At 46.5% G+C, this 18,919-nt stretch carries 21 protein-coding genes; 17 read left to right on the top strand and 4 right to left on the bottom strand.

The window, feature by feature from the left end; translation table 11 throughout:
* Positions 1–2,100 (bottom strand): outer membrane protein assembly factor BamA (gene bamA / locus Q0546_RS06640; RefSeq protein ID WP_298791602.1); only part of this gene is annotated, 2,100 nt, incomplete at its 3' end.
* Between the two features lie 80 nt (positions 2,101–2,180).
* Here bamA and Q0546_RS06635 point away from each other — a divergent pair.
* From Q0546_RS06635 to Q0546_RS06555, 17 genes are all read left to right on the top strand, one after another.
* Positions 2,181–3,011 carry a prephenate dehydrogenase gene (locus Q0546_RS06635; protein WP_298791601.1) on the top strand — a complete coding sequence of 277 codons (831 nt, stop codon included), beginning with the start codon at positions 2,181–2,183 and terminating at the stop codon, positions 3,009–3,011.
* A 72-nt stretch (positions 3,012–3,083) separates the two neighbouring features.
* Complete coding sequence (locus tag Q0546_RS06630) at positions 3,084–4,451, top strand: peptidoglycan DD-metalloendopeptidase family protein (RefSeq protein ID WP_298791599.1); 1,368 nt, start codon at positions 3,084–3,086, stop codon at positions 4,449–4,451.
* Between the two features lie 63 nt (positions 4,452–4,514).
* Complete coding sequence (gene lpxC, locus Q0546_RS06625; RefSeq protein WP_298055519.1) at positions 4,515–5,399, top strand: UDP-3-O-acyl-N-acetylglucosamine deacetylase; 885 nt, start codon at positions 4,515–4,517, stop codon at positions 5,397–5,399.
* A 197-nt stretch (positions 5,400–5,596) separates the two neighbouring features.
* Entirely contained in the window at positions 5,597–5,851 is a 255-nt protein-coding gene (locus tag Q0546_RS06620) for a glycoprotease (protein ID WP_298791597.1), read from the top strand.
* An 8-nt stretch (positions 5,852–5,859) separates the two neighbouring features.
* Complete coding sequence (gene thrB, locus Q0546_RS06615) at positions 5,860–6,744, top strand: homoserine kinase (RefSeq protein WP_298791595.1); 885 nt, start codon at positions 5,860–5,862, stop codon at positions 6,742–6,744.
* 25 nt (positions 6,745–6,769) lie between these two features.
* Positions 6,770–7,054, top strand: a complete 285-nt coding sequence (locus tag Q0546_RS06610; RefSeq protein ID WP_002947517.1) for a DUF448 domain-containing protein — start codon at positions 6,770–6,772, stop codon at positions 7,052–7,054.
* A complete protein-coding gene (gene infB / locus Q0546_RS06605) occupies positions 7,020–9,716 on the top strand; it encodes a translation initiation factor IF-2 (protein WP_298791593.1) in 2,697 nt (898 codons plus the stop codon). The genes Q0546_RS06610 and infB overlap by 35 nt, the downstream gene beginning before the upstream one ends.
* The gene (gene rbfA / locus Q0546_RS06600) at positions 9,713–10,084 is read left to right on the top strand and encodes a 30S ribosome-binding factor RbfA (RefSeq protein WP_002943703.1); all 372 of its coding nucleotides are present in this window, start codon (positions 9,713–9,715) and stop codon (positions 10,082–10,084) included. The genes infB and rbfA overlap by 4 nt, the downstream gene beginning before the upstream one ends.
* Positions 10,071–10,499, top strand: coding sequence for a ribosome maturation factor RimP (rimP, locus tag Q0546_RS06595; RefSeq protein ID WP_298791591.1), 429 nt, complete (start codon positions 10,071–10,073; stop codon positions 10,497–10,499). Before rbfA ends, rimP begins: the two co-directional genes overlap by 14 nt.
* Positions 10,500–10,797: 298 nt before the next feature.
* Positions 10,798–11,691 (top strand): acetyl-CoA carboxylase, carboxyltransferase subunit beta, encoded by an 894-nt coding sequence (gene accD, locus Q0546_RS06590; protein ID WP_298791589.1) that lies wholly within the window; start codon positions 10,798–10,800, stop codon positions 11,689–11,691.
* Positions 11,692–11,694: 3 nt separating this feature from the next.
* Positions 11,695–12,150 carry a 23S rRNA (pseudouridine(1915)-N(3))-methyltransferase RlmH gene (locus Q0546_RS06585; RefSeq protein ID WP_002947511.1) on the top strand — a complete coding sequence of 152 codons (456 nt, stop codon included), beginning with the start codon at positions 11,695–11,697 and terminating at the stop codon, positions 12,148–12,150.
* Between the two features lie 9 nt (positions 12,151–12,159).
* A complete protein-coding gene (gene dksA, locus Q0546_RS06580) occupies positions 12,160–12,513 on the top strand; it encodes an RNA polymerase-binding protein DksA (RefSeq protein ID WP_122863290.1) in 354 nt (117 codons plus the stop codon).
* A gap of 9 nt (positions 12,514–12,522) precedes the next feature.
* Complete coding sequence (locus Q0546_RS06575; protein WP_298791586.1) at positions 12,523–13,560, top strand: LapA family protein; 1,038 nt, start codon at positions 12,523–12,525, stop codon at positions 13,558–13,560.
* Positions 13,557–14,474 carry a tRNA-dihydrouridine synthase gene (locus Q0546_RS06570; RefSeq protein ID WP_298791603.1) on the top strand — a complete coding sequence of 306 codons (918 nt, stop codon included), beginning with the start codon at positions 13,557–13,559 and terminating at the stop codon, positions 14,472–14,474. Before Q0546_RS06575 ends, Q0546_RS06570 begins: the two co-directional genes overlap by 4 nt.
* A gap of 2 nt (positions 14,475–14,476) precedes the next feature.
* Positions 14,477–15,091: a recombination protein RecO gene (gene recO, locus Q0546_RS06565; RefSeq protein WP_298791584.1), complete on the top strand. Its 615-nt coding sequence runs from the start codon at positions 14,477–14,479 to the stop codon at positions 15,089–15,091.
* Between the two features lie 190 nt (positions 15,092–15,281).
* Complete coding sequence (locus Q0546_RS06560; protein ID WP_298791582.1) at positions 15,282–15,464, top strand: hypothetical protein; 183 nt, start codon at positions 15,282–15,284, stop codon at positions 15,462–15,464.
* A gap of 51 nt (positions 15,465–15,515) precedes the next feature.
* Positions 15,516–16,448 carry an ankyrin repeat domain-containing protein gene (locus Q0546_RS06555; RefSeq protein WP_366519256.1) on the top strand — a complete coding sequence of 311 codons (933 nt, stop codon included), beginning with the start codon at positions 15,516–15,518 and terminating at the stop codon, positions 16,446–16,448.
* Between the two features lie 103 nt (positions 16,449–16,551).
* Here Q0546_RS06555 and Q0546_RS06550 read toward each other — a convergent pair whose 3' ends face one another.
* From Q0546_RS06550 to fabD, 3 genes are read right to left on the bottom strand one after another with little or no spacing between them, the layout of a single operon-like run.
* Entirely contained in the window at positions 16,552–17,319 is a 768-nt protein-coding gene (locus Q0546_RS06550) for a tRNA 2-thiocytidine biosynthesis TtcA family protein (protein ID WP_298791578.1), read from the bottom strand.
* Positions 17,316–17,999: a 5'-methylthioadenosine/adenosylhomocysteine nucleosidase gene (locus Q0546_RS06545; protein ID WP_298791575.1), complete on the bottom strand. Its 684-nt coding sequence runs from the start codon at positions 17,997–17,999 to the stop codon at positions 17,316–17,318. The genes Q0546_RS06550 and Q0546_RS06545 overlap by 4 nt, the downstream gene beginning before the upstream one ends.
* Complete coding sequence (fabD, locus tag Q0546_RS06540; protein ID WP_298791573.1) at positions 17,996–18,916, bottom strand: ACP S-malonyltransferase; 921 nt, start codon at positions 18,914–18,916, stop codon at positions 17,996–17,998. The genes Q0546_RS06545 and fabD overlap by 4 nt, the downstream gene beginning before the upstream one ends.
* Between the last annotated feature and the right edge of the window lie 3 nt (positions 18,917–18,919).

The raw sequence follows: 18,919 nt of genomic DNA, 5'->3' as shown, positions 1-18,919 counted from the left end.
CGCAGTTACGTTTGCAATCCTGCCGCGAATGACGCCGTAGTCAACAAACAGCACTCCGCGCATCTTTACGCGCTCTATTAGCGGGAAGCTAAGTTCTGCCGAGCTGTTAAACGATGTATCGCCGCCCGTCTCGTACCAGCTACCGCTGGAAACTTTGACTTTAGGCGAGACAGTTCTACTCTCAAATCCGCGTAGATTTCTGATGCCGCCTAGATATAGTCTCTCGTTAATAGGCACCCAGCCGCGATCCCAAATTTTGCCGAAGCTTGATTTGAATCTAAAAATAAGGTCGTAATCCACCCACTCTCTGATACCTTGATACCAGTTAAAATTCGTTCTGCTCTTTAAAAATTTCTCGTCGCCGCCAACGCCTGCAAACTCTAGGCTAGTGCTTGCGATGATGCCCGTGCGAGGTAGGTAATAATCATCCGTGCTGTTATATGTAATAGACGGTATGAGCGAGCTTTTTAAGCTCTTGCCGTCTTTGTACCCGACGGTTTTTAGCACGTCGCTAAGCCCACTGATACGGCTTTGCTCTATGATGTAACCCAAAGACGCGCTTAGATTTCTAGTCAGCTTTCTACCTACGACGACGTTTAGACCGTATGATTTCTCGTCGTAGTTATTCCAGCTATAGTCGTTAGCATATAGCGTGCCACCCAGGCTGTACTCTGAGTCAAAAAGGCGCGGGTTGGTTAAACCTATCTGGCCGGAGAGCTCGTTGTCGCTCCTATCTACGCTTATGACACCCTTCATACCGCTACCAAATACGTTCGTATCCGACACGCTCGCGTTAAGTAGCAAGCCGTCCGAGCTACCGTAGCCGATACCGCCGCTAATAGAGCCGGTGGAGGCCTCTTTTACTTTTACGAGTAGATCGACTTGGTTTGCTCCGACGCGCTGCTCCTCGATCTCGGCCTCATCAAAATAACTCGTTCGCTTTAGCGCGTCCTTACTGTCTTGTAGGTCGGTTCTGCTGTATAAATTTCCCTCCGTGAGGTATAGTTCGCGCCTGACGACCCTATCTACGGTTCTATCATTACCGGAAATTTGCACGTTTCTTATATATACTTTTTCGTCAGGCACAACCTCGTAGACGATACTTACAGTCTTGTCTTCGACGTTTTTCTCGGTTTTTGGATTTATCCTTACAAACGCGTAGCCCTTATCCGCTACCATATCGTCGAGCTTTTTTATATCTTGTCTTAGGCGAGCGGAGTTCATCACGTCGCCGCTTTCTAGCCTAAAGTCTTTTAAAATTTTCTCTTTATCAAGCTCTAAAAACTCAGGCGCTTCGATATCTACGCTAGATACTCTATACTGCTCGCCCTCGGTCACGTAGTAGGTGAGATCTGCCGTGTAGTTATCCATGTAGGCGTTTAGATACGGGTTTGAAACCGTCGCGTCTAGGTAGCCTTTTTGGTAGTATTTATCTTGGATTCTCGCAGGATCGTTTGGTAGCTCAAAAAGCTTAACTTTACCGTCGTTTCTGCCCCACATCCAGCCCATAAATTCACGCTCTTTATTAGCCACCACAGGCTCGATGTCGCCGTAATCAAAAAGCTTCGCGCCAACTAAATTTACGTTTTCTATTATGATATTTTCGCCGCGGTTTATGTTCATCGTGACAAAAAGACTGCTTTCATTGCCCGCCACCGGCTCTTTGGTTACGTCTATGACCGTGTCGAAGTAGCCTTTTGACTCGTAGTACTGCCTGATGCGCTCTTTTGCGCGCTCGATGGCTAACTCGTCGTACATATTGCCTTGTTTGATGTTGATTAGTCCATCGATGGCGGTTTTATCGTTAGTCACTACGCCTTTGATATCGATACGAGCGATGCTAGGTTTTTCTTTTACCGTTACGGTCACGTCGCCGCCCTTATTTTCGATGTAGATATCGTCGAAATAGCCCTGTCTAAACAGCTTTGCGATCGCCCTATCCGTGCTATCGACATTTAGCTCGTCTCCGACTTTTAGCCCCATTATCTCCTTTGCAGTTTCTGGAGACAGATGCACGAGACCTTTAAAATTTATGGAAGTTATCTGCTCGGCATTCGCCAAAACTGCGCCCAAAAGTAGTAGAAAAACGCTTTTTTTCATTGATTTAACCTAAAAGTGATGATAAGGCTGTATAATAGCACATTTTATTTTTAAACAATATAAATTTAAAAGGCGAATTTATGAAAATCGGTATCGTAGGCCTAGGACTCATCGGCGGCTCGCTCGGACTCAGTCTCAAAAACGAAAAACTAATCAGCTGTGTTAGCGGAATGGATCTAAGCAAAGAGCATGAAAAACAAGCCATTGAGCTCGGTCTCGTGCATGAAATTTTAACCCTTGAGCAGATGAAGCAAAAGTGCGATATGATATTTCTAGCCATCCCGGTCGAAGGCATCATAAAAATCGTCAAAGAATTTGAAGGTATCGGCGAAAATACGACTATCGTCGATCTTGGTAGCACCAAACAAAAAATAATCGAAGCCGTGCCAGAGAGCATCAGGCAAAATTTCATCCCCGCTCACCCGATGGCGGGCACCGAGTACTCCGGCCCTACCGCAGCTTTTTCGGGGCTTTTTAAAGATGCCGTCGTAGCCATTTGCGACTTTAAAGAAAGCGGCGAGATGCACGTCAAGCGCTCGGTCGAGCTGTTTTCGCACCTGGGCATGAAGATCATTTTTATGAGCGCGGCGGAGCACGACCATCACGCCAGCGTCATCTCTCACCTACCCCACGCTATCAGCTTTTCGCTAGCTAGCAGCGTACTAAAAAAGGAAAACAAAAAAAATATCATCGCGCTAAGCGGCACTGGATTTAACGGCATGATCAGGATCGCCAAAAGCTCGCCCGTGATGTGGACGGATATCTTTAAACAAAACAAGCAAAATTTGATAAATTCGATAGACCTTTTCAAAAAAGAACTGGACGAATGCGAAAATTTAATCAAAAACGAGAAGTGGGACGAGCTGCGAGAATGGATGAATGAAGCTAGAAAAATACGCGAAATTTTATAAATTCGGGCGCAAATTTACCTTAAATTTATCGCTTTTTAGTAAAATCGGTCTCTTTAAGATTTAGGAGATTTTATGAGAAGACGCGGCAATCCAAATTTGATATTTTTCGGCGTTATTATTTTACTTTTAGTTGCGGCGATAGCTTTTTTATTTACATCAAAAACATTTGAGCGCGAAGCCCCGAGCATAGCCATATCAGATCAAATTTACTGGAACCTAACCTCGCCTCTACCGATCAAAATCACCGACGAAGGCGGCGTGAAATCAGTTAAAATTTCACTCATAGACGAAAAAGGCAGCGTAAATTTGCTGACTCAAAAATTTGAAGCGCCGTCTGAAATCGTCGATTTAAATTTGACCTTTCCTAAAACGGGATTTGGCGCGCAAAAAGATATCTATAACATCGTAATCGAGGCCACCGATACTAGCAAATGGGGATTTTTCCTCGGCAACACGCAAAAAAAAGAGGTCAAAATCACCGTCGATAACAAAAAACCCGACGTAAACATCCTAAACCACTCATACGCCATCACTAAAGGCGGTAGCGCGACGGTCGTGTTTAAGGCGACTGACGAGATGCTAAAAGAGGTCTATATCGAGACGAACTACGGCAAAAAATTTATCCCAAGCAAATTCGTAAAAGACGGTTACTACGCTTCTTTAGTCGCCTGGCCGGCGCAACAAGGCTCGTTTAGCGCCGACGTCGTGGCGCTTGATGCGGCGGGAAATATAACCAAAAGCAAGATAAGATTTTTCTACCAAGATAAAAAATACCGCATCTCAAAGATAAAACTAGACGGCCAGAGTAGATTTTTAAACGAAAAAATCCCGGAACTAGCGCAACAATACGCTAAAAACTACGACGCTATGAGCAATCTGGAAAAGATGAAATTCGTAAATGAAAATCTCCGCGAGGCAAATGAGAAAATAATCTCGCAAATCGCCGCAAAAGTCGATATAGACGCAGCTGAAAACTTTAGCGTAAATAAATTTTACCCGCTAAAAAACGGCAAAGCGGTAGCAAGCTTTGGCGACCACAGATACTACACCTTTGAAGATAAAGACGTCAGCGAAAGCTGGCACATGGGCATCGACCTAGCCTCGACACAAAAAGCCGACATCGTCGCCAACAACGACGGCACGGTCGAATTTGCCGCAGAAAACGGCATCTACGGGCGTAACATCCTGATAAATCACGGATTTGGCCTTTTTTCACTCTACGGACACTGCAGTTCGCTAAATGTCAAAGCCGGCGACTCGGTCAAGGCGGGCGACGTCATCGCAAACACGGGCGTTACGGGTCTAGCGATGGGTGATCACTTGCACTTTGGCATGCTAGTTCAAGGCATAGAAGTGCGTCCGGAGGAGTGGATGGATAACGGCTGGATGAAGGATAACGTAACCGGCGTTTTGAGCGCGGCTAAAAAAATGGTCGAATAAATTTGCCATTTTGTTGTAAATTTGTTGTATAATGGCAAGAGTAAGAAAAATAAGGGCAAAAATTTGAAACAAACAACCATAAAATCAACCGTAGAAGGCGTAGGTATCGGACTTCACAAGGGCGAACCGATAAAAATCACGCTTGAACCGCTCGGGGCAAATTCGGGAATAATATTTTATAGAAAAGACCTCGGAGTGAGTTTTAAGGCAGAGCCGAAAAACGTGATAAACACTCAAATGGCAACCGTAATCGGCGGCAAAGAGGGCTACATTTCGACGATCGAACATCTCCTTAGCGCGATAAACGGCTACGGCATCGACAACGTCCGTATCGTCCTGGACGCCAACGAGGTGCCGGTAATGGACGGCTCGGCGATAAGCTACTGCATGATGCTGGATGAAGCTGGCACGGCTGAGCTAGAAGCAGATAAAAAAGTAATCGTAATCAAACGCCCGGTAGAAGTAAATAAAAACGGAAAATTCGCCAGAGTAACGCCGTCAAATAACCCGAAATTCGACTTTACTATCAAATTTGCCCACCCGATAATCGGCGAGCAAAACTACGTGTTCGAGTTTAGCAAACAAGCCTACATCGAGGAGATCGCGCGCGCTAGAACATTTGGATTTTTAAAAGACGTCCAGATGCTAAGAGCGCAAAATTTAGCCCTCGGCGGTAGCCTAGATAACGCCGTGGTTATCGACGATAATAAAATTTTAAATCCTGAAGGCCTGCGCTTTGAAAACGAATTCGTTCGTCATAAAATTTTAGACGCGATCGGCGATCTAAGCCTGATGGGTGCGCCATTGATGGCTGACTATACGAGCTTTGCGGGCAGTCATGAGCTAAACCACGAGCTAACGCTAGCTATCCTAAGCGACGATAAAAACTACGAAATCGTCACGCTAAAAGGCGATTTCGCGCGCGAGTACCAAAAGGTATTTGCATAAAAAATATCCAAATTTTAGTTATCGCTCTTAGCTCGCCGCTAATCGTTGGCATTTATGACGAAAACAGCGAGCTTTTAGAGCAAATTTCTAGCGAAGAAAAATCCGACGTCTCCCTCGTAAAAATAATAGACGAGATCTTAAACGGCGGCAAATTTAACCTACAAAAAATCATCTACGCAAACGGCCCAGGTAGCTTCATGGGTGTCAAGGTCGCATACGTCGTTTTAAAGACGATTAGTATAGTAAAAGAGTGCGAATTTTATGCAGTTAGCGGCTTTGAGCTAAACAACGGCGCACCGATACGGGCGAATAAAAATTTAAGCTTCGTAAATACTCCTGATGGCGTCAAACTGCAAAAAGCAGAGGCCGGCGAATTTGGCTTGCCGCAAAATTTAGCCGTTTTAAATCTAAATTTAGATACCCTACCAAATTACGTTATTCAAGCCGTTTAGGAGATTTCTTGCAAATTTTAGTTCCCGCCACGAGCGCAAATATCGGCCCCGGCTTTGATGCCTTGGGCCTTGCCTTAGAGCTACATAACACAGTCGAGATAACGAGGGCAAATTTCGCCTCAGTGAGCATTTTGGGCGAAGGCAAAGACAACGCGCTTCTTAAAAAAAACAATATTTTTTTATCTATTTTCAATGAAATTTACATCAAGCTAACGGGTAAAAAAGATACTTTTCGTATGATTTTTACCAACCAGATCCCGTTTTCGCGCGGACTTGGTAGCTCCTCTGCGGTTATCACTTCAGCCATCGCGGCAGCTTATGCGGCGGCAGGATTTAAGGCGGATAAAAGCGCTATTTTAAACCAAGCTCTAGTTTACGAAAACCACCCGGACAACATAGCTCCTGCGACGCTTGGCGGTTTTGTGAGCTCAGTCGTTGAAAACGGCAAGGTAAAATCTCTAAAAAAGCCTTTAAGCGCCGATATCAAAGCCGTCGTCGTGATCCCCGATAAACCCATGAGCACGAACGAATCGCGCGCCAAGCTACCTAAAAATTTCACGATGAGCGAGTGCGTTAGCAACCTCTCTCACGCCGCATTTCTCACGGCTTGTTTTTTTAGCGAAAATTACGAACTTTTAAGAACGGCGGCAAAAGACGTCATGCACGAACAAATCCGCATGCAAAACCTGCCAGAGCTCTTTGAAGTGCGCAAGATAGGCTACGAAAACGGCGCTCTTTTGAGTACGCTTTCTGGTAGCGGGTCTAGCTTTTTAAACATCGTTTACGCGGACGATGCGGCAAATTTAAAACAAAAACTGCAAGATAAATTTAAGAGCTTTCGAGTTGAAATTTTTAATTTTGACAACGACGGGATAAAAATCCTACAAAGCTAAAAAAAAGCTAAAAGAAGTTATAATAATGGCTCAAAAATTTATCCCTATCAGGACGTGCGTGGTCTGCAAAAAGCGCTTTGAACAGCAAATTTTGCGTAGATACAGACTGATAAATTCTTCGCTATTTTTCGGAAACGGAAACGGACGCAGCTTTTATCTTTGCGAGGAATGTCTAAAAAAAGACGAGAAAATTTTAAGAAAATCGCTCGGAAGAGTCGCAGGCAGCTTTATAGCGACGCTACAAAACGGGCAAAATTTAAAGGAGATACTCTTAAATGGGGACTGTTCGAATTTCAGAGATAGCAAATGAGCTCGGCTACAATAGCAAAGAGGTTTTGGAAAAGGCTATTGAGCTTGGGCTAAAGGTCAAAACGCACTCAAGTGGCGTTAGTCCTGAAGAAGCGGCGGCGCTATACACCTACATCCAAACCGGCGAGATCCCCGAAGCTCTCAAGCAAAAACCCGAAAAGAAAAAACCGACCGTAAGAAAAGCGGAAGCTAAAGAGGGCAAAGAGGGAAAAGAAAGCAAGCCAAAAGAGGCTAAAAAACCAACCGCCGCAAAAGAAGAAAAGCCTTTGCCAAAAGAAAAAGTAGAAACAAAAAACGATAAGAAATCTGAAAAAGAGCAAAAAACAGTCATTCAAAAACCGGCCGAAAAAGCGCCGGAGCCAAAAATCCAAGCAGCTCCCAAAGAGGAGCCAGAAGCCCAACCTGTGGCTACCGAGCCCGTTCAGCCAAAAGAAAGCTTAGCCGATGTTAGCCTGCAAAAAAGACGCGGCCTAGTCATCGTAAAAAAGAAAAAAGACGAGCAGCCAGCACCTAGAGCAAGCGAGAGAAGAGAGTCTGCGCCGGCGCTAAATTTGGAAAATATGTTTAAATTTAGCGACGAAAAGATCGAACGCAAAAAGAAAAAAGAGAAAAAACCGGTCGTCGCAACCAAAAAAGACGGCGCTACAAAGATGGATCTACTCGGCGACCGCGATATGGCGGACATCGTGATAGACGACGAAGACGTAGTTATATTGCCCGATTTTTCAGTACGAACGCAAACTCCGGAGCCTCAAAAAATCAAACAACCGACAAATACGGGCTATAAGCCGGTCCTAAATACCTCCATAAGCTCGTTTCTAGAACAAGGCACAGCGCGCAGGCCTCGCAAAAAACATAAAAAATCACAACGCGCCGACCATAACAACGAATCGGTAACCTACGTCGAGATACCAAAAGAGATCCGCCTATACGAATTTGCCGACAAAATCAACAAGCAGCCTAGCGAAATCATCGGCAAACTCTTTATGCTCGGCATGATGACGACCAAAAACGATTTCTTAGACGAGGATGCGATAGAAATTTTGGCCGATGAATTCGGTATCGAGGTAAATATCGTCGATACGCAAGAAGCATTTGACTACGTTAAGGCCTACGACGAAGAAGAGGAGCAGCTAGACGATGCAAATTTGACCGTCCGCGCTCCGGTTATCACCATCATGGGTCACGTCGACCACGGCAAAACCTCTCTACTAGACTACATCAGAAGCTCGCGAGTAGCAGCAGGCGAAGCTGGCGGCATCACGCAGCACGTAGGCGCCTATATGGTAAATAAAAACGGCAAAAACATTACCTTTATCGATACTCCGGGCCACGAGGCTTTCACAGCTATGCGCGCTAGAGGAGCCAAGATCACCGATATCGTTATCATCGTGGTCGCAGCCGACGACGGCGTAAAACCGCAGACCAAAGAGGCCGTGAGCCACGCAAAAGCCGCCGGCGTACCGATCATCATCGCGATAAACAAGATGGATAAAGAGGCTGCAAACCCCGACAAAGTAAAAAGCGAACTAGCAGAGCTGGATATCCTATCTACCGACTGGGGCGGCACGTACGAGTTCGTACCGATCTCCGCAAAAACAGGTATGGGTATAGACGATCTGCTTGAGATCGTACTCTTGCAGGCTGAAATTTTAGAGCTAAAAGCAAACGCAAAAGCAAACGCAAAAGCCGCCATAATAGAAAGCTCGCAGCAAAAAGGGCGCGGTCCGGTAGCTACGGTTATCGTAGAAAACGGTACTCTAAGAGTCGGCGATATCGTGGTTGCAGGCGTCGCATACGGCAAGATAAGAACGATAACCGACGATCAAGGCAAAATTTTAAAAGAGATAAAACCGGGCGAATGCGGCGTAATAATGGGACTTAGCGAAATTCCGGAAGCCGGCGAAACGCTAATAAGCGTCAAAACCGATAAAGAAGCCCGCGAATACGCACAGAAAAAAGCTGAATATTTGCGCCAAAAAGAGCTCAGCAAAACTACTAAAGTAAGCCTAGAAGAGCTTAGCGAAAAGATCGCCGAGGGTGAGCTAAAATCGCTCCCTGTCATCGTAAAAGCCGACGTGGGCGGCTCACTAGAAGCCATCAAGGCAAGCCTAGAAAAACTTCGCAACGACGAGATAAAAGTAAATATCATCCACTCAGGCGTGGGCGGCATCACACAAAGCGACGTGGAGCTAGCCAGAGCGAGCGAAAACTCCGTGATTTTGGGCTTTAACATAAGACCGACGGGCGAAGTAAAAGAAAAAGCCAAGGAAAGCGGCGTCGAGATCAAAACCTACAACGTCATCTATAACCTACTCGACGACGTAAAGGCGATCCTAAGCGGCCTAATGTCGCCTGTCATCCACGAGGAGCAGCTCGGACAAGCCCAAGTACGTCAGGTCATCAACGTCCCTAAAGTAGGCGCGATCGCAGGCTGCATGGTGACGGAAGGTACGATAAACCGCGGCGCGAAAATCCGCCTAATCAGAAACGGCGTAGTCGTACACGAGGGCACCGTAAGCTCGCTAAAACGCTTCAAAGACGACGTGAGAGAGGTAGCGCGCGGCTTTGAGTGCGGCGTAGGTATCGACGGATATAACGACATCAGAGAAGGCGACTACATCGAGAGCTTTAAAGAAGTAGAGGAGCAAGCCAGCCTATGAACCCCTCGGAGATAAAGCGGCTGCGCACGCAAAGCGTACTAAAAGAGCTTCTACCTGAGGCTCTATCTACGCTTGAGGACGAGCTTTTACGCGGACTGTGCGTGACCGACGTCGAGTGTAAAAAAGGCAGATACGACGCGTTCGTATACCTCGATAAGATGATGTTTGACGAGCGCGAGCAGGCCTATATACTAGACCGCCTAAAACGCGTATCAAAGCACCTACAAAACCACTGCATGGCAGCTGAGGGCTGGTATAGGGCGCCAAATTTTCACTTTAAATTTGACGACAGGCTCGAGTATCAAAACCATATGGACGATTTGTTTGAAAAAATCTCAGAGGATCTAAACAAAAATGCAAAATCTTGAAAATTTGATCTCGCAGTGCGGCGTGCAGCTCTACGACGTCGAGGTCGCAAACGAAAACGGCAGAGCTATTTATAGGATCTACATCGCAAAACCTGGCGGCGTAAATTTAGACGACTGCGAAAAGGTTTCACGTTTGCTTTCGCCGATATTTGACGTCGAGCCGCCGCTTAGCGGAGACTACGTGCTAGAGGTTAGCTCGCCGGGTCTGGAGCGAAAGCTAGAAAAACCGAGCCATTTTATCTCGAGTATCGGCGAACTGGCTAAAATTTCAGCCGAATTAGACGGCGAAAACAAAAAACTAAAAGGCAAAATTTTATCCGCCGACGATGAAGAAATATCGTTTGAAAGCGAAGGTCAAATTTTAAAAATAAAAATCGCAAACATAAAAAAGGCGAAAACCTACATCGAGTGGTAAGCCGTAAATTTAAAGGCTCAAATTTATTTGAGTTAAATTTTACAAATTTGAGCTCTTTAAATTTATATCGCAAAGTTAAAACACACCGCAGTCAAATCTCTTAAATTTAACCTTTCAAATTTTAAAACCAACTCCGTATAAATTTAAAATTTCCACGGAAAACATAAAAATAACAGTGCAAATTTACGCGATTCTACCCGCCTACTCCCGAAAGCGCGTAGCGTAAATTTAATACCCGTCTAGCAAAACATAAGCTAACTTTGGCTATAATCCCTAAATTTTTTAAAAAGTAGGAATCATGAGCTTTTTAGATATTTTTTCCAAAACGAGAAAGCAACAATCCGCTCCTAGCGAGGCTCCGGCGCACTGGGTCAAATGCGACAGCTGTCACTCGCTGATGTATTACAAAGAGGTCGAAGCAAATTTTAACGTCTGTCCAAAGTGTGGTTTTCACATGAGATTAGCCGCCGATAAGAGGATAGCGATGATCTGCGACGAGGGCAGTTTCGTAGAGCTTGATACCAAACTAAAGCCCGTCGATCCGATCAAATTCGTTGATAAAAAATCCTATAAAAAACGCATAAGCGAAAACGAGGAAAAAACTGGCAGAAGCTCGGCCGTGATCTGCGGCGAGGCCAAGATCGACGGTATGAACGTACAGCTGGCGGTTTTTGATTTTAGCTTTATGGGCGGGTCTTTAGGCTCGGTCGAGGGCGAAAAGATCGTGCGCGCCGTAAAAAGATCGCTCGATAAAAAGCAACCTCTCATCATCGTTTCAGCTTCGGGCGGAGCGAGGATGCAGGAGAGTACGTTTTCGCTAATGCAGATGTCAAAAACTTCCGCCGCGCTAAAGTTGCTTGACGAGGCTAAGGTGCCCTATATATCGGTCTTAACCGATCCTACGATGGGCGGTGTGAGCGCGTCTTTCGCGTGGCTAGGTGATATCATCATCGCAGAGCCGGGCGCTCTCATCGGCTTTGCCGGACAACGCGTTATCAAACAAACCATTGGAGCCGATCTGCCGGAAGGCTTTCAAAGATCGGAGTTTTTGCTAGAGCACGGCCTAATAGACGCCATAGTCGAGCGTAAAGAGCATAAACAGTTTTTAAGCGATATGATAAGGCTGCTCTCAAACAACCCGGCCTACGCCGCTAAGCAGCCGAGCGCTCAAAGCTTGGACGACGAGGAATAAAATTTGGAAATTTCCGTGTTTTGCATCCAAAAGTCAAAACGTGAAAATTTTGAAAACGAGATCAAAGAGTACGCTAAGATGTCGTCTAAGTTCGCTAAAATTTCAGACGTCGTTATCTTTAACGACAAGATCGCCAAAGCCCAGAGCAAAGGGCGAGACGAAGCGCTAAAAGCCTACGACGAGGTTTATGAGCCAAATTTAAACGGCTTTTGTGTGGCGCTTGACGAAGCGGGTCGCGAATTTAACAGCGAGGAGTTTGCCAAACTCATCTCGGATAAGGCTCAAATTTCATTTTTTATCGGCGGAGCTTACGGGCTGAGCCAAAATTTTAAACAAAAAACCGACGCCGTCGTTAGCCTCAGCCGCATGACGATGGCGCACAAGATAGCAAAGCTTATGCTTCATGAGCAGATTTTCAGAGCTCTTTGCATAAACGCGAACCACCCATATCACAAATAAAGGAAAAAAATGCGCAAAAGCGACCTGGAGCAGTTTAAGGCACTTTTACTGGAGCGAAAAGCACAGATAACTAAAAACATTTTAGACTCGTCAAACGAGATGGCAGGGCTACGCCAAAGCGGCGTTAGCGACGAGTTTGATATCGCCTCCGTAAACGCCGATCAGCTCATCGAGCAATCAATCAGCGCTCAGCAAAGACAAGAACTAGCCGAGATCGACGTCTCGCTGCGAAAGATCGCTGACAAAACCTACGGCATCTGCGAGATGTGCGAGGAGGAGATCGGGCTGGCGCGTCTGCGCGTCAAACCGCACGCAAAATACTGTATCACCTGCCGTGAGATAGTGGAAAAAACCGCAAAATAGGGGTGCGCCATGCAAATCAAACGTTTTATAGCTTGCGCCGTGCTTTACCTGGTCGTAGTCGGCGCGATCGTTTATCTTTTTGAGGGCGGCTCTTACGAGCTCCATCTTAAATTTACCCTCTTTGGCAGCGGCGCCGAGTATGCGTTAAATTTACCCGTCGCCGTGTGGATGATATTGCCGCCTGCGATTTTGACGATATTTTGCGTGCTTCACATGGCCTATCACGGGTTTAAATTTTACGCCTTTAAACGCAAAATTTCGCACGATGAGAAATTTTACAGAGAGCTAGGCAAAGAAATTTTACTCGGCCTTGATACGAACAAAGACTTTAAAACGAACTTTTATAAAATCCCGTCCCAGATGGCTAGAATCCTCTCGCCCTGGGATAGATACAAGGACGCAAATATCGAGGGCGAGGAGCTACAAAACGTCCTAGGCATAATGCGCACGGTCAAAAACGGCGAAGTCGCCGACCTAAAGAAATTTAAGCTGCCTAAAGACAATCCGCTCTTTATCAAAAACGAGCTAAACAAAATAGCAAATTTGGACGGATACTATCTGGAAACGCTTAAAAAACCTATGGGCGATCAGGGCGAAATAGTCCGCGAAGCAAGGCAAAAGCTAATAAATTTAGGCTCGCTCGCCGATATCAAAAAATTTGCCCCAGATCTGGACGAAAAAGAGACCATGACTCTTATCGCCCGCTTTGCCAAAGACGAGATAAATTTGAGCAACGACGAGATTCTAGAGCTATTAAATTCAGATAAAATTTCAAAAGACAGCTTTGACATCAGCGCCGCAACACTAAAAAGCAAAATCACTCCGGACGCTATCATCGGCATCTTTGAGCGCCTTAAAAACGAACGCCAAGAGGCGCAGGAAGCGTACGTCTATCTGCTGTTTGAGTTTGAGATGCTCGAGCGCGCGCAGGAGGTTTTAGCAGGCCTTGAAGCAGGCGAATATCAAAATTTCCGCACCCTGCTCTACCTCAGACAAAGCGGCAAAAACGTCCCGACAGATCTATTTTTCAAGCACGCGCATTGCTGATAGATTTTTCAAAAAAACCGCTTTTTCTAGCTCCGCTCGCGGGCTTTTCGGATCTGCCACTTAGAAGCGTGGTCAAGCAGTTTGGTTGCGACGTGACCGTAAGCGAGATGATAAGCGCAAACGCCCTGGTTTACGAAGGAACCAAAACGCTTGAGATGCTCAAAAAGTCGCCGCTTGAAACGCCCTATATCGTGCAGATAGCGGGTAGCGACGCAGACATCGTCAAAAAAGCGGTGGAAATTTTAAACGGCATAGAGGGCATCGACGGTGTCGATCTAAACTGCGGTTGCCCGGTGCCAAAGGTCGTCAAACAGTCCGCAGGCTCTGCTCTGCTAAAAGATATCTCAAATCTAAAACGCATCGTAGAAACCATCAAAAAAATCTCAAATAAGCAAATGACTAGCGTCAAACTACGCCTGGGTTTTGATGAAAAAATACCCGAAATTTTAGCCCGCGCCGCGCAGGACGCCGGAGCGGACTACATCGCATTTCACGGACGTACGAGAGCTGGCGGCTACACGGCAGCGGTCGATTACGCCGCGATCGGCCGAGCCAAAGAAGCAGTAACCATCCCAGTCATCGCAAACGGCGACATCTCGCCGGAAAATGCGGCCCAGGCGCTAAATTTAACCAACGCCGACGCGCTAATGATAGGACGCGCCTGCATCGGCAAGCCGTGGGTTTTTCACGAGATAAAGACGGGCGAGAGTATAGACGCGGCGACGAAAAAGGCGATCATCTTGGCGCATTTTGACGCGATGATCGAGCACTACGGCGAGCACGGAGCGGCGATCTTTCGCAAGCACCTACACCGCTACTCCAAAGGCATAGACGGTGCCAGCGCCTTTCGCGACGAGATAAACCATATCGCCGAGCCGGAAACCCTGCGCCAAAAAATCCAAGCCTTTTTCTAACCATGCAAGGCTACATCCTGCACACGCAAAAAGTGCGCGACGAGGACCTGCTCGTCTACATCCTCACGCCCTCGCTGCTAGTCAAATCCTACCGCTTCTACGGCGCGCGCCACTCAAACGTACTGCAAGGCTACAAGATCGACTTCGAGCTAGAAGGCGGCGAAAACTTTCTCCCGCACCTGCGCAGCGTCCTGCACCTAGGCTACCGCTGGCTACTCTCGCGCGAGCGGCTACTCGCGTGGCAGCAGTTTATGCGCCTACTCTACGCGCACCTGCGAGACGTCGAGCAGATAGACGAGGTGTATTTTCGCGAGCTCGAGCTTTGCGCCTCACGCTTTGACAGAGGTGCTCCCAAACGCCTACTCATCGAGAGCTACGTGCGCATTTTAGAGGCCGAGGGCAGGCTGCACGACAAGCTTTTTTGCTTTATCTGCGACGAGCCCGTGGAGGATAGCGTTGCGCTAGCCAGGAGCTTCCTGCTCGCTCACGAGCACTGCGCCGCACAAAAGGGTTTTGCGTTAGAAAAGATAAAAATGCTCTTTAGCGAGCGCTCTACGCTGCTGCTTGACGATGACGAAATAGACGCGCTCTACTCCATTTTGCTTCAGGGGCTTTGATCAAATTTACCGTTTTAAATTTGACTTTCCCGGATTTACTTTCAAATTTAACCCGCTCAAATTTGACGCGGACGGATCTCGCCGCGCCCTGCCCCCGATATCCAAATTTATCGGCTCAAATTTCATCAAATTTACCGCCTCTTTACCGGGTTTTGGCTAATATTTCGCAAATTTGATTTAAGGAATAAATTTGAAGAAATTCGCACTTGGCTTCACCGCTCTTTTCATTGTCGTTTTCGTAAATTTCCTTTACGAAAAGCTGTCTCGCCCTACTCATTTTACCGTCACTCCCGATACCAAAATAGACCCAAACTCCGAGCTAGCCAAATACGTAACGCAAGAGGAGATAGACGACTTTGGTTTTAGATACTAGGATATAGACGAATACGAGGAAAACAACGCCACTCTTAGCACTTTAAGAAATTTGCTGAGGCTAAAAGATACGGATAAGATTTTAAATTTTATGACAAGAAACGGGCTTAGCGCCGACGTAAAGATGAAGGCAAACACGACTCCGCTGATGTACGCTAGCTTTTACGACGACGAAACCACGGCAAAAAGACTCATGGAGATGGGCGCGAACGCTCATGCGAAAGACAACTACAAGCTCTCGCCCCTGGCCTACGCCATAGAAAACAACTCCACAAAGACCGTTAAGCTCTTGCTTGATAGTGGGGTTAAATTTAGCAATAAAGAAAAAATTCAAAGATATTTAAAAGCGCCCCAAAACGATAGGATAAAAAGCTTGACTATCGACGGAGATAATATATTTGTAGAGTACGAAGTAAAATACGGTCAGAAAAACGAAGGCTCAAAAGGCTGGATATTGCCTTTTGATTATATTACCTTTGGCAATTTTACCGAGATGCTACAAATACTATTTAGTATGGGGTATTTTGACGAGAACGGCAACTATTTTAAAGATATGGAATATATGCCAAACTACGAACCTATGCTAAATTTGCTACTAGACAACAACGTTTCGGGGCAACCTACTAGCGAGGAGTTGAAAGAGGCGTATAAAAAGTGTTATAAAAGTTATAGATGGCACGTTGATACATGGAAAAAAGAAATAGACAAAAATCAGACCATACCTTTATTGATACGTATGTCTATAGAAAATGGAGAGCGGTATTGTCCAGATAAAGATGGGACATTTGGCGACACTCGCACATTTATGTACTGGGCAAACGAAAAAAATAAACTTAAAAATATGATAAACTTTTGGGATGGCTTAAAAAATAATCCATCCAAAGTAATCTATATCGACGCCAACATAAGTGGTCAAGATAAAGAAAAACTAATATCAAATAAACTAATACAAAAACGAAGGAGCAAAAATGCCGCAGAGCGATAACAATAGATCGCTTATGGCGCGGTAGGAGCAAGGGGAAACCAGACCGGCAAAAGTCAAATTTGACCGAAAGAGCGGTCAAATTTAAGCTAAATTTGACGAGTCCTCACTCCTCGTCGGTCAAATTTTGCGCCCCAGCGGCGAAAAACGTATCGTTGTGGATATTTTTAAAAGCAGCCTTTAGCGAGACAAAAAGCTTTGGATTTTGCTTTTCTAAATTTGCCAAAAGCTCCTTAGTTTCGGCTCTGGCGTGAGGCATCTTGACGTCAAATCGCATCGCAGGACACGCCTCGTCGCCAATAACCGTAAGCCCGTTTCGCACGGCATTTTCGCGTAGCTGTCTTTCGCGCACGAATATAAACGGCCTGATAACCTCGATACCGTTTGCCGCGACGTATTTTGGAGCAAGCGTTCGTAGCGCGCCGTTATAAGTAAAATTCATAAAAAAACTCTCGACCGCGTCGTCGAGGTGGTGGGCAATGGCGAGCTTGTTAAAGCCGTGCTCAAGCGCGTAGGTATAGAGATAGCCGCGCCTCATGCGCGAGAAAAAGCTGCAAAAGCTGGAATTTTTGCGGATCTTATCCTTAGATATCTCGAATATCGAGCTATCGATCACGTCGTGCTCAATGCCGTGCTCGGCGCAGTGGCGCGTGAGGTAGGCGTAGTCCTCGCCCATGCCGTAGCTTAGCGTCACGGCCTTAAACTCAAATTTTTCAGGCGTGACGTTTTGCATATGTTTTAGCACGTGCGCGAGCGCGAGGCTGTCCTTGCCGCCGCTAAGACCGAGCAAAATTTTATCCTCGCCGCGCACCATGCGGTATCTGGCGTTGGTCTGCCCAACCTGGCGCAGCAGCCGCTTGCTAAGCTCTATCATAGCCGCTCGATCATCGCGAGCATGAACTGCGCGCTCACGTTTGCCGAGTTTTGTAAAAATTTATCGAAGTCAAACTCCGCGCTACCGCCCGCCTCGTCGCTGATCGCGCGAAGCACAAAAAACGGCACGCCCAGGCTCTCGCAAACTAGCGCCACGCTAGCGCCCTCCATCTCGGCCGCGTCGGCTTTGAAGGTTGCTTTTAGCCACTCTTTTTTAGCATTATCGCAGATAAACTGATCGCCAGTTGCTATGACGCCGCCTTTTAGCGCGATGTCTTTTTCTACCGCGACGCTAGATGCTAGCGCGTTTAGAGCGTCGTCGCTTCTGATAAAGATGCTAGTCTCGGGCACGTAGCCGTGCGGGTGTCCAAACGCCGTGATATCGACATCGTGCTGCACTAGACTAGTCGCGTAAAGCATATCGCCGATTTTCAAATTTGGATTTAGCGCGCCTGCGACGCCGGTAAAAAGTAGCTTTCGGGCGCCAAATTTCTCTATCATCACGCTTGCGGTTAGGGCGGCGTTTACCTTGCCGATCTTCGAGTATGCGATCACTAGCTCTTTGCTGCCGAAGTTTGCTAGGTAAAATACGTTATTTGCGTGCTTAACTTCTTTGTAGTCTTTGATACGCTCAAGTAGAGGAGCAACTTCCTCGCGCATCGCGCCTAAGATCGCTATCATTTAAGCTCCTTTAAAAGCTCGTCAAGGCTGCTAAGATCGGTGACGCTAAAGGTCGGCTTTTCGGTGATTTTTTTGTTGATGCCTTTTAGCACGTTACCACCGAACTCCACAAACATATCAACCTCGTTTTCGATGCTTTTGATACTTTGTTTGTATAAAACAGGGCTAACGAGCTGGGCTTTTAGCAAATTTAACGCTTCGTCTTTCGAGCCGTAAGGCTTCGCCGACGCATTTGAAACGACTGGGGCAAATTTAGCGGCTAATGCCGGCTCTAGCTGCGCCGTTAGTTTCTCGCTCGCGTTTTTCAAAAGCGGGCAGTGGCTGATGACGGACATATTTAGAGGCAGTACGCGCTTAGCGCCTGCTTCTTTAAACGCAGACTCAAATTTGGAGATGTCGTCTTTTAGCCCTGCGATCACGATCTGACCGTCGCAGTTGTAGTTCGCGGCGTAAATTTGATGGCCGTCCGCTTGCGCGTTTTTGCAAATTTGCTCGACCGTCTCGTCGCTAAGCCCTAAAATAACGCTCATCGTCACGTCTTTGCCCGCGCAGTCCTCTTGCATAAATTTACCGCGTAAATTTACGATCCTAAGCGCATCGACAAAATCAAACGCGCCGCTAACCGCAAGCGCGCTAAACTCGCCCAAAGAGTGGCCAAGCGCGAATCTAGGCTCTAAATTTACGCTTTGCTTTAAAGCAAGATAGCACATAAGCGAATTTAAAACGATGGCGGGCTGAGTAAATTCGCTCCTGTTTATAAGGTCATTTTCGTTGAAAAGTAGATTTGAAAAGTCGATTTTTAGGCTATCGCTTGCATTTTGCAAAAGCTCGGCGGCCGGGCGGAAATTTTCGTAAATTTCCTTACCCATGCCGATACTTTGCGAGCCTTGCCCCGGAAATATAAACGCCGCTCTCATCTA

It is taken from the genome of uncultured Campylobacter sp., assembly GCF_937997465.1.
Taxonomy (GTDB): domain Bacteria; phylum Campylobacterota; class Campylobacteria; order Campylobacterales; family Campylobacteraceae; genus Campylobacter_A.
Note: the sequence above shows the minus strand (reverse complement) of the source record. Positions and strands in the feature narration are given on the sequence as shown.

Bases quoted from the DNA above. Each gene is read 5' to 3' on its own strand.
- Q0546_RS06545 (WP_298791575.1), bottom strand. From the start codon at position 17,999: ATGATAGCGATCTTAGGCGCGATGCGCGAGGAAGTTGCTCCTCTACTT.
- Q0546_RS06635 (WP_298791601.1), top strand. From the start codon at position 2,181: ATGAAAATCGGTATCGTAGGCCTAGGACTCATCGGCGGCTCGCTCGGA.
- Q0546_RS06550 (WP_298791578.1), bottom strand. From the start codon at position 17,319: ATGATAGAGCTTAGCAAGCGGCTGCTGCGCCAGGTTGGGCAGACCAAC.
- Q0546_RS06575 (WP_298791586.1), top strand. From the start codon at position 12,523: ATGCAAATCAAACGTTTTATAGCTTGCGCCGTGCTTTACCTGGTCGTA.
- Q0546_RS06620 (WP_298791597.1), top strand. From the start codon at position 5,597: ATGGGTGTCAAGGTCGCATACGTCGTTTTAAAGACGATTAGTATAGTA.
- accD (WP_298791589.1), top strand. From the start codon at position 10,798: ATGAGCTTTTTAGATATTTTTTCCAAAACGAGAAAGCAACAATCCGCT.
- fabD (WP_298791573.1), bottom strand. From the start codon at position 18,916: ATGAGAGCGGCGTTTATATTTCCGGGGCAAGGCTCGCAAAGTATCGGC.
- recO (WP_298791584.1), top strand. From the start codon at position 14,477: ATGCAAGGCTACATCCTGCACACGCAAAAAGTGCGCGACGAGGACCTG.
- infB (WP_298791593.1), top strand. From the start codon at position 7,020: ATGGGGACTGTTCGAATTTCAGAGATAGCAAATGAGCTCGGCTACAAT.
- Q0546_RS06610 (WP_002947517.1), top strand. From the start codon at position 6,770: ATGGCTCAAAAATTTATCCCTATCAGGACGTGCGTGGTCTGCAAAAAG.
- rimP (WP_298791591.1), top strand. From the start codon at position 10,071: ATGCAAAATCTTGAAAATTTGATCTCGCAGTGCGGCGTGCAGCTCTAC.
- dksA (WP_122863290.1), top strand. From the start codon at position 12,160: ATGCGCAAAAGCGACCTGGAGCAGTTTAAGGCACTTTTACTGGAGCGA.
- rbfA (WP_002943703.1), top strand. From the start codon at position 9,713: ATGAACCCCTCGGAGATAAAGCGGCTGCGCACGCAAAGCGTACTAAAA.
- Q0546_RS06630 (WP_298791599.1), top strand. From the start codon at position 3,084: ATGAGAAGACGCGGCAATCCAAATTTGATATTTTTCGGCGTTATTATT.